General features: G+C 65.6%; 7 protein-coding genes. 6 read left to right on the top strand and 1 reads right to left on the bottom strand.

The window, feature by feature from the left end; translation table 11 throughout:
- Positions 1-887: histidine kinase dimerization/phospho-acceptor domain-containing protein (locus tag JOZ79_RS04340; RefSeq protein WP_294071118.1), on the bottom strand; the 887-nt coding region annotated here is incomplete at its 3' end.
- 113 nt (positions 888-1,000) lie between these two features.
- On the opposite strand from JOZ79_RS04340, the gene truB reads away from it, so the two are divergent.
- The 6 genes from truB to kaiC form a co-directional block, all read left to right on the top strand.
- The gene (truB, locus tag JOZ79_RS04335) at positions 1,001-1,966 is read left to right on the top strand and encodes a tRNA pseudouridine(55) synthase TruB (protein WP_294071116.1); all 966 of its coding nucleotides are present in this window, start codon (positions 1,001-1,003) and stop codon (positions 1,964-1,966) included.
- Positions 1,967-1,972: 6 nt separating this feature from the next.
- Positions 1,973-2,242, top strand: a complete 270-nt coding sequence (rpsO, locus tag JOZ79_RS04330) for a 30S ribosomal protein S15 (RefSeq protein WP_294071113.1) — start codon at positions 1,973-1,975, stop codon at positions 2,240-2,242.
- 155 nt (positions 2,243-2,397) lie between these two features.
- Positions 2,398-4,773, top strand: coding sequence for a polyribonucleotide nucleotidyltransferase (gene pnp / locus JOZ79_RS04325; RefSeq protein ID WP_294071110.1), 2,376 nt, complete (start codon positions 2,398-2,400; stop codon positions 4,771-4,773).
- 52 nt (positions 4,774-4,825) lie between these two features.
- Complete coding sequence (locus JOZ79_RS04320; protein ID WP_294071107.1) at positions 4,826-5,455, top strand: biliverdin-producing heme oxygenase; 630 nt, start codon at positions 4,826-4,828, stop codon at positions 5,453-5,455.
- Entirely contained in the window at positions 5,455-8,040 is a 2,586-nt protein-coding gene (locus JOZ79_RS04315) for an HWE histidine kinase domain-containing protein (protein ID WP_294071103.1), read from the top strand. Before JOZ79_RS04320 ends, JOZ79_RS04315 begins: the two co-directional genes overlap by 1 nt.
- A 134-nt stretch (positions 8,041-8,174) precedes the next feature.
- Positions 8,175-9,696, top strand: a 1,522-nt coding sequence (gene kaiC, locus JOZ79_RS04310; protein WP_294071101.1) for a circadian clock protein KaiC, incomplete at its 3' end; no start/stop codon positions are given.

Here is a 9,696-nt window from a genome sequence, read left to right as displayed (position 1 = left end):
CCGGCTTCAATCTTTGAGAAGTCGAGAATGTCGTTGAGAAGCCGCATCATCGCTCTCCCGGAGCTGTCGATCAGCTCGGCGCGCTTGCGCTGCTCGAATGACAGATCGTTGGCCAGCAGCAGCTCGGTGAAGCCCAGCACGCCGTTCATGGGCGTGCGAATCTCGTGGCTCATATTGGCGAGGAAGGAGCGCTTGGCCTGCACTGCGGCCTCCAGCTCCTGCTTGGCCGCCCACAGCGCCCGGATGCGCTCGCGGCGCTCCGGGAAGACAAAGATCGTCATCAGCAGCGCCAGGAACAGGCTGGCGACAAGCACCAGCGAGGCGAGATAACGTAGGCTGTCGGCTCGGCGAACGCGCTCGGCGAGGAGACGGACCTCGATGGCGCGAATAGCGTCCATGTCGCTTCGGGCTCGATCTATGACCGATTGCATCTGAGGCGCGACGATCAGCCGGGCCGCTTCTTCGACGCGACCGGCGTGGCGGCTTGCCGCAGCCTGGCCGAGAACGGCGAAGCGGCGCAGACTAATCGCCTTCAGTTCGGCGATGCGCCTCTGCTGCTCTGGATTATCGGCGGTCAGCCGGCGCAGGTCCTCGATCCCCGCAAAATAGCGGTCGCGGTAGCCATCGATGTCGACATCGGCGCCGGACCGGCCGGCAAGAACGCTCGTGCGGATGTCGACGCCGACCTTCAGCCCCTCGATCTGCACTTCCGACAGCCGATTCTCGACATTGAGCGTATGGCGGACCCAGCCGTCGGCCGCGCGTTGCTGCTGAAACAGCCAGACGCCACAGGCAGCGCAGGAGAGGAGGAGGACGAAGCCGAACGCGAGCGGCAAGTCCGACAGGATGGTCGGCCGGAGGCCTCGGCGAAAGAATAAGGTCGGCATTGCGCGGATGTGCCCCATCATCGTTACGATCCACTTAACCATGTTCCGAGGCGATGGGGAACGATGCGCCGAAGGCGTGGCCCGGCGGTCGGTGCGCCGCTAAGAGTCGCCCCATGCTTCATGGCTGGATCATCCTCGACAAGCCGCGCGGACTTGGCTCAACGACTGCGGTGAGCGCGGTCAAGCGGCTGCTGCGCGAAGCGCGTGAGCCGAAGACGAAGGTCGGGCACGGCGGCACCCTCGATCCGCTGGCGAGCGGCGTGCTGCCGATCGCGCTTGGCGAGGCGACCAAGCTGGCCGGGCGGATGCTGGATGCGACCAAGACGTACGACTTCACCATTCGATTGGGCGAGGAGACCGACACGCTGGACGCCGAAGGGAAGGTTGTCGCCACCAGTGAGGTTCGGCCGACTCTGGAGCAGATCGAAGGCGTCCTTCCCCGCTTCACCGGCAAGATCGAGCAGCTGCCGCCGGTCTATTCTGCTTTGAAAATCGATGGGAAGCCGGCCTATGCGCGGGCCCGTGCCGGCGAGCAGGTCGAGGTGAAGTGCCGGCGGGTGACCGTGAGCCAACTTCTTCTTCGTCGCCCGCGCGAAGGAGGGGCCCCAGCCGAACACGAAGAAGGACCGGGTTCCCGCTTTCGCGGGAATGACGAGGGGATTGACCAAATCACCCTGTCTGCGACCGTTTCCAAGGGTACCTACATCCGCTCGCTCGCCCGCGACATTGCCCGGGCGCTTGGAACCGTCGGTCACGTTTCCTACCTAAGACGTACAAGCGCCGGGCCATTCACGCTCGAACAGGCCATTTCACTGGACTTTCTGGGCGAAGCCGCTAAGGCGCGGCGCATCGATGGGGCGGTTGTTCCGCTTGAAACGGCGCTGGTCGACATCCCGGCCCTCCCCGTCACCCCCGGTCAGGCTCAACTGCTCCGTCACGGACAGCGACTTGCCGGTTTCCCCGCGACGCCGGGGCTCAGCCTTGCGACGTCGGAGGGAACTCCGGTCGCCTTGGTCGAAGCCCTGGCCGACGGCCTCAAGGTCGTCCGGGGGTTCAACCTACTCGATGTCGCGGAGTAAACACGAATGTCGATTACCGCCGAGCGCAAGCAGGAATTGATCAAGGAACATCGTCGCGACAAGACCGACACGGGTTCGCCCGAAGTCCAGGTGGCGATCCTGACCAGCCGCATCCAGACGCTGACCGAGCATTTCAAGAGCCACGCGAAGGACAACCACTCTCGCCGCGGCCTCCTGATGATGGTCAACAAGCGCCGGTCGCTGCTCGATTACCTGCGCCGCGAGGATGAGACCCGCTACACGGACCTCATCGCCAAGCTCGGCCTTCGCAAATAACCGGCAATGGCGCCCAGGCGGCGCCCTTCGCACATCGGGGTCGGCTGCAATTCGGCGGCAGGCCTTGGGGTCGAACGGCCCCGACCGAAGCGAGCCGGAATGCTCGCACACAGCTGCCCCCGCCGGCATCCGGCCCGCGAGGAAAAGGAAAGCAAATGTTCAATACGAAAACTGTCGAAATCGAGTGGGGCGGAAAGACCCTCAAGCTCGAAACGGGCCGCGTTGCCCGCCAGGCTGACGGCGCGGTTCTCGCGACCCTCGGCGAAACCGTGGTGCTCTGCGCCGTCACCGCCGCAAAGTCGGTCAAGCCGGGGCAGGACTTCTTCCCGCTGACCGTCCACTATCAGGAAAAGTTCTCGGCCGCGGGGCGCATCCCCGGCGGCTTCTTCAAGCGTGAGCGCGGCGCGACCGAGAAGGAGACGCTGACCAGCCGCCTGATCGACCGCCCGATCCGCCCGCTGTTCCCGGACGGCTTCTACAATGAAGTCCTCGTGATTGCGCAGGTCCTCTCCTACGATGGCGAGAACGAGCCCGACATCCTGGCGATGGTCGCCGCTTCGGCCGCCCTCACCCTTTCCGGCGTGCCCTTCATGGGCCCGATCGGCGCCGCTCGCGTCGCTTACTCGAACGAGGGCGAGTACATCCTCAATCCGACCCAGCAGCAGGTCGCTGACGGCAAGCTCGACCTCGTCGTCGCCGGCACCAGCGACTCCGTCATGATGGTCGAGTCCGAGGCCAAGGAGCTTTCCGAGGAGGAGATGCTCAACGCCGTCATGTTCGCCCACCGCGGCATGCAGCCAGTCGTGGACGCGATCATCAACCTTGCCGAGCAGGCCGCCAAGGACCCGTGGGAGCTCGCCCCCGCCGCCGACAAGGCTGCGATCAAGGCCAAGCTCAAGGACCTGATCGGGAGCGACATCGACGCCGCCTATCGCCTGACCAGCAAGTCGGAGCGTTCGACCGCCCTCGCCGCCGCGCGCCTCAAGGCCGCCGACGCGATGATCGAGAGCGATCCGCAGGAGCAGCTCGTCGCCGGCAAGCTGGTGAAGAGCCTCGAGGCCGACATCGTCCGCGGCGCGATCCTCAAGGAAGGCCGCCGCATCGACGGACGCGACACCAAGACGGTTCGCCCGATCGAGTCCATGGTCGGCTTCCTGCCCCGCACTCACGGCTCGGCGCTGTTCACCCGCGGCGAGACGCAGGCGATCGTGACGACGACGCTGGGCACCAAGGAAGCCGAGCAGATGATCGACGGCCTGGAGGGCCTCTCCTACCAGCGCTTCATGCTGCACTATAACTTCCCGCCTTATTCGGTCGGCGAAGTCGGACGCTTCGGCGCTCCGGGCCGGCGCGAGGTCGGTCACGGCAAGCTAGCCTGGCGCGCTCTGCACCCGATGCTGCCGTCGATGGAGGAATTCCCCTACACGATCCGCGTCCTGTCGGACATCACGGAGAGCAACGGTTCGTCGTCGATGGCAACGGTGTGCGGCGGCTCGCTGAGCCTGATGGACGCCGGCGTTCCCCTGAAGGCGCCGGTTGCCGGCATCGCCATGGGCCTGATCCTCGAGGGCAAGGACTTCGCCGTGATCAGCGACATCCTGGGCGACGAGGACCACCTCGGCGACATGGACTTCAAGGTCGCGGGCACGTCGAACGGCGTCACCTCGCTGCAGATGGACATCAAGGTCCGCGGCATCACCGAGGAAATCATGCGCACCGCTCTCGCCCAGGCGAAGGACGGACGCGCCCACATCCTCGGCGAGATGGCCAAGGCCCTCGGCGAAGTCCGCGGTGAGCTCAGCGCCCACGCCCCACGCATCGAGACGATGCAGGTGCCCAAGGACAAGATCCGCGAAGTCATCGGCACCGGCGGCAAGGTCATCCGGGAGATCGTCGCGGAGACCGGCGCCAAGGTCGACATCGACGACGACGGCACGATCAAGATCGCGTCCTCGGACCCGGCCAAGATCGAGGCCGCCCGCAACTGGATCCGTGGCATCGTCGCCGAGCCGGAGCCGGGCACCATCTACACCGGCAAGGTGGCGAGCATCGTCGACTTCGGCGCATTCGTGACCTTCATGCCGGGCAAGGACGGCCTGGTTCACGTCTCGGAGATCAAGAACGAGCGGGTCGAGAACGTCCGCGACGTCCTGACCGAGGGCCAGGAGGTCAAGGTCAAGCTGCTCGAGGTCGACCAGCGCGGCAAGGTGCGCCTGTCGATGCGCCTCGTCGACCAGGAGACCGGCGCCGAGCTCGAAGACACCCGCCCCCCGCGCGAGCCGCGTGAAGGCGGCGACCGTGGGCCTCGCGGCGACCGCGGCGACCGTCATCGCGGCGGCCGTGACCGCGACCGTGGTCCCCGCCGTGAGGGCGGCGGACGTGACGGCGGCCGTGGAGGCGATCGCGACCGTGGTCCGCGCGGCGAAGGTCGCGGTGACCGCGGCCCGCGCCGCGAGCGCGAAGGCGGCAATGACGAGGGACCCGCTCCCGAGTTCGCTCCGGCCTTCCTGACCGGCGACGACAACGACTAGGCCACGGCCGGCCGACGCCGGGTCGGCAGCAAACGAGAAAGGCTCCGCAGCAATGCGGGGCCTTTTTTGTGCGCCTTGCCAGTCGCTAACGGCCGAAGTGTCGGGCCGCGGACTTGCTTTGTCCGGCCGGCCGTTCAATGCCCTCGAGGTGAAAGTTCGCTTTGCACTCAAGGCGGCAACCGACGACGTGCATCGCGAGCTCGATGAACGATTGTCCCGGCTCGACCTCGCCGATCGCCAGGATTACGGACGGTTCCTGCGCTTCCACGGGCGAGCGGTGCCGGCGGTTGAATCGGCCCTGTCGTCGGCCGGGCTGCACGACCTCGTCGACGGTTGGCACGACCATCGCCGGTCGGGCGCGATTCAAGCTGACCTTGCCGCCCTCGGTGAGGCAATGCCGGAGCCGGTCCTCGCCCCTGCCCTCGACACGGTCGGCGAGCTTCTCGGAACGGCCTACGTCCTTGAAGGTTCGAGGCTCGGCGGCCGGGTGCTCAAGCGACGTTTAGGCCAGGGTTTTCCTAGTGATTTCCTGTCGGGATCGGACTGTGGCGGATCGTGGCCCAATGTTATTGCCGCCCTGGATCAGCGTCTTTATTCGGACGCGCTGATAGGTGAAGCAGCGGCAGCCGCTCGGCGCTGCTTCGCACTGTTCCTGAGCGTAGCGCACGAGGTCGGCCTTTGATGAACAAGTCCGCCGCGTCGCCCGCCGACGTCGATCTTACCAATTGCGACCGCGAGCCGATCCACCAGCTCGGCGCGATCCAGCCGATCGGCTTCCTGATCGTCCTGACCGCCGACTGGATGATCTCCAACGTGTCGGCGAACCTCGGGCAGTTCCTCGACACCGGCGGAAGCGAGCTGATCGGCCGCCCGGCCTCGGAGGTTCTCGGCAAGCAGGCGATTCACGCGCTTCGCAACCGCCTGGCGCTGCTTCGCGGAAAGGACGCGATGGAGCGCGTCTTCCGCATGCATCTGCAGGACAAGGGCCGAACCTTCGACGTCGCCCTGCACATGTCGGGCTCGCATATCATCCTCGAGGCGGAGCCGAGCAACGACACCGACTATGGTGACGCCACCGGGACGGTGCGCGGCATGGTCAATCGGCTCGAGCAGGCGGCGGACATGGCCGACTTCTTCAAGGAGGGCGCTCGCCAGGTTCGAGCCCTGATCGGGTTCGACCGGGTGATGGTCTACCGCTTCGCTGCCGACGGTTCAGGCGAGGTCGTGGCGGAAAGCGCGAAGGGCGGCATCGGCAGCTTCCTCGGACTCCACTACCCGGCGACCGACATCCCCCGCCAGGCGCGCGAGCTTTACCTGCGCAGCCTGCTTCGAGTGATCACCGACATCGATGCCGAGCCCGTGCCGATCGAACCGCCAACCGACGAATATGGCCAGCCGATCGACCTCTCGCTGTCGGTGCTGCGCTCGGTGTCGCGGATTCACATCGAATATCTGCGCAACATGGGCGTCCGGGCGTCCATGTCGATCTCGATCATCGTCGACGGGAAGCTGTGGGGCCTGATCGCCTGTCATCATTACTCGCCGCGCTGCCCGAGCTTCGAGCGCCGGTCGGTCGCCGAACTGTTCGCGCAGATGTTCGCCATGCGAATCGAATCGCGCGAGCGCACGCAGATCGTCGAATATGAGCGGCGCGCGCGCGACATTTCCGATCAGCTGCTGGGCGCCGTCGCGTCCGACGAGACGCTGCTCAACGACCCCGACTGGCTGTCGTCGATCCTGACGAGCGCAATTCCAGCCGATGGGGTCGCCGTCTGGATCAACGGTAATTACGCGTTCAGCGGAGTCACTCCGAACACCGGCGAGTTCGCACGCATCATCCAGGCGTTGAACTCGACCGCCGCCGGCCGCGCTTATGCGACCGACCAGATCGGCACACTCGTGCCTGACCGGGGCGGTCCGCCGATGCAGGTGGCGGGGCTGCTTGCGATTCCGATCTCGCGCATGCCGCGCGACTATGTCGTTCTGTTCCGCACCGAGATCGTGCGCTCGGTGCGCTGGGCGGGCGACCCGCACAAGCCGGTGCAATATGGCCCGAACGGCCCGCGCCTGACTCCACGCGAAAGCTTCGAGGAATGGAAGGAGACGGTGGTCGGCCGCTCGCTCCCGTTCAGCCCGTCGGAGATCCGCGTCGCCGAAACCCTGCGCGCGACCCTGATCGAAGTCGTGCTTCGCCTGTCGGACGAAGCCAGCGCCGAGCGGCGCGAGGCGACGAGCCGCCAGGAGTTGCTGATCGCCGAGCTCAACCACCGGGTCCGGAACATCCTGTCTCTGATCCGCGGCCTGATCCGCCAGTCGAAGCCGGCCGACGGCACCTCGATCGAGGATTTCGTCCGGGTGATCGACGGTCGCGTCCATGCGCTTGCCCGGGCCCACAACCAGATCACCGACGACCATTGGGGACCCGCGCCGGTCAAGAATCTGCTCGAAGCCGAGGCGGCCGCCTTCCTCTCGACCCAGAAGGACCGGCTGACCCTCAAGGGGCCGCCAGTTCTTCTTAATCCCCAGGCCTATTCGACGCTCGCCCTCGTGGTCCACGAGCTGGTGACCAATTCCGTCAAGTACGGCAGCCTGTCCGTTCAGAACGGCAGGGCGCTCGCGGAATGGTCGACGAACGACAATGGGGACCTCCACTTCTGCTGGCGCGAGGAGGACGGGCCCGAGGTCTGGCCGCCCAACCGCAAGGGGTTTGGAACGACCATCATCGAGCACAGCGTCCCCTACGATCTCGGCGGCACGGCAAAGGTCGACTATGCCAGCGACGGCGTGCGCGCCGAATTCATGATCCCGGCCAGGCATGTCGTTCAGTCCGCCGACCTAAGCGGCAACAGGATCAGCCTGCCCGGAAAGCCGGAGGCTGAGCCGCGGGACGTTGGCATGCTTCTTCGCGGCAAGAACGTCCTGCTCGTCGAGGACAGCCTGATCATCGCGCTCGATGCCGAGGACCTGCTTGACCGCCTCGGTGCCAATTCCGTGGCTACCGAATCATCCGCGGTGGGCGCCATCGCGGCGATCGAGACGAGGCGACCCGACGTCGCCATCCTCGACATCAACCTTGGCGACCACGACAGCGTGCCGATCGCGAACCGCCTCCTCGACCTTGGCGTGCCCTATCTCTTCGCGACCGGCTACGGCGAGCAGGGCCAGCTGCCGGATCAGCACAGGTCGCGCCCGGTGCTTCAGAAGCCCTATACGCTCGCTTCGCTCACGCGGCGGCTCTGCGACACGCTGGAGACCCCCGATCGATAGGATCGTCCGTCACCAAAACCGCCGCGCATGTAATCTAAGTTCTTTGGTCCTAAGCAATTTTTCCGCTAGTGGCACCAATCGTTCGGCTGCTCTAACAACCTCGACAGGCCCGAAACGAACTCGACGGAGGCTAAGTGGCTGAAGGGATTGCAAAGGCGCTCACCGGGATCTCCGGATTCGACGAGCTCACCCTCGGTGGCCTTCCGCGCGGGCGCCCGACGCTGGTTTGCGGCTCTGCCGGCTGCGGCAAGACCCTGTTCGCCTCGACCTTCCTGATCAACGGCGCGCGCAACGGCGAGCCAGGCATCTTCGTTACCTTCGAGGAACGACCGAGCGACATCGCCGCCAACGTCCGTTCTCTTGGCTTCGGGCTCGAGGAACTCGTCGAGCAGAAGAAGGTCCACGTCGAGCATATCGCGATCGACCCGGCGGAGCTTGCCGAGGTCGGCGACTACGATCTCGAGGGCCTCTTCCTGCGCCTCGAGCTCGCGGTCGACGAGATCGGCGCCAAACGCATCGTCCTCGACACCATCGAGAGCCTGTTTTCCGCCTTCCAGAATCCGGCGATCCTGCGGGCTGAGATCCGTCGGCTGTTCGACTGGATCAAGGAGCGCGGCCTCACCGCCGTGATCACCGGCGAGCGCGGCGACGGCACGCTGACCCGCCAGGGCCTTGAGGAATATGTCTCCGACTGCGTGGTCCTGCTCGACCACCGGGTGCACAACCAGGTCAGCACGCGGCGGCTCAGGATCGTCAAGTATCGCGGCACCGCGCACGGCCTGAACGAATATCCATTCCTCATCGGCGAGGACGGTTTCAGCGTCCTTCCGACGAGCTCGCTCGGACTTCACCATCAGGTCCACGAAGACCGGATTTCCACGGGCATTCCCGATCTTGACGCGATGCTCCAGGGAGGCGGCTTCCACCGCGGCAGCAGCGTCCTGCTGAGCGGCGTCGCCGGGTCGGGAAAGAGCTCGATCGCCGCCGCGTTCGTCAATGCCTGCTGCAACCGGGGCGAGAAGGCGATTTACTTTTCGTTCGAGGAATCGGCGGCCCAGACGGTGCGCAACATGCGTTCGATCGGGATCGACCTGCAGCCGCACATCGACTCCGGCCTTCTGCATTGCGTTGCCGTGCGGCCCACCTTCTACAGCCTTGAGATGCACCTGGCCGTCATGCTTCGCGAAATCCAGCGATTCGACCCGTCCCTCGTCGTGCTCGATCCCATCTCCGCTTTCCTCGACACCGGCGAGGAGCTCGAGGTCCAGTCGATGCTGCTGCGGATGATCGACTATCTGAAGACGCAAGGCATCACTGGCGTCTTCACCCACCTCGCGCACGAACAGGGTCAGGCGCAGACGGACGCGGGCCTGTCGTCGCTGATGGATGCCTGGATCCTGCTCCTCAACCGCGAGGTCAACGGCGAGTTCAATCGCGAGCTTTACCTGTTGAAGGCTCGCGGCATCGCCCACTCTAACCAGGTTCGCGAGTTCGTCATGAGCGACCAGGGAATCCGCCTGATCGAGCCATTCCTGGGCGAGAATGGCGCGCTCACCGGGTCGGCGCGAAGGTTCGAAGAGCAAAAGATGCGCCGCGACGAGGTCGTGCGCATCAACACGGTGGCTCGCCTTCAGGAGAGAATCTCGCAACGCCGCC

Source organism: Sphingomonas sp., assembly GCF_019242355.1.
Lineage (GTDB): Bacteria > Pseudomonadota > Alphaproteobacteria > Sphingomonadales > Sphingomonadaceae > Sphingomicrobium.
This window is presented reverse-complemented; position numbering and strand designations above follow the sequence as displayed.

Coding starts and splice junctions, on each gene's coding strand:
- truB (WP_294071116.1), top strand. CDS start 1,001: ATGCTTCATGGCTGGATCATCCTCGACAAGCCGCGCGGACTTGGCTCA.
- rpsO (WP_294071113.1), top strand. CDS start 1,973: ATGTCGATTACCGCCGAGCGCAAGCAGGAATTGATCAAGGAACATCGT.
- pnp (WP_294071110.1), top strand. CDS start 2,398: ATGTTCAATACGAAAACTGTCGAAATCGAGTGGGGCGGAAAGACCCTC.
- JOZ79_RS04320 (WP_294071107.1), top strand. CDS start 4,826: ATGCGGGGCCTTTTTTGTGCGCCTTGCCAGTCGCTAACGGCCGAAGTG.
- JOZ79_RS04315 (WP_294071103.1), top strand. CDS start 5,455: ATGAACAAGTCCGCCGCGTCGCCCGCCGACGTCGATCTTACCAATTGC.